Annotated in this window: 1 protein-coding gene; it reads right to left on the reverse strand. The window is 71.1% G+C overall.

The features are described 5' to 3' along the window. Window positions 1-15 precede the first annotated feature (15 nt). The coding region (locus G5A07_RS21195) for an HAD-IA family hydrolase (protein WP_191863968.1) at window positions 16-377 on the reverse strand (362 nt) is incomplete at its 5' end.

Raw genomic sequence — 377 nt, forward strand, 5'->3', positions numbered from 1 at the left:
GAAGTAGGAAGTCGGTCAGGCCGAGGCCGCCAGTTGCCGGTGCAGGTCCGGCAGGTCGCTGGCGATCAGGTCCCAGTCCTGCTCGGCGGCGAGGTCCTGGGTCTGGCCGGGGCCGTATTCCAGCGGCCGGGCGATGAACGCGGTCTTCAGGCCGAGGGCGCGCGCGGCCTTGAGGTCGTAGTTGTGCGCCGCGCAGAGCATCACCTCCTGCGGCGGCAGGTCGAGCAGGCGGCAGGCGCCGAGGTAGACCTGCGGGTCGGGCTTGTAGTGGCCGAACAGGTCGGCGCACAGCAGCATGTCCCAGGGCAGCCCGGCGTGCCGCGCGACGTCGAGCATCAGCGCGGTGTTGCCGTTGCTCAGCGCGGCGAGCCAGTAGT

The sequence above is a fragment of the Stenotrophomonas sp. AS012628 genome, from assembly GCF_010608305.1.
GTDB lineage: Bacteria > Pseudomonadota > Gammaproteobacteria > Xanthomonadales > Xanthomonadaceae > Stenotrophomonas > Stenotrophomonas geniculata.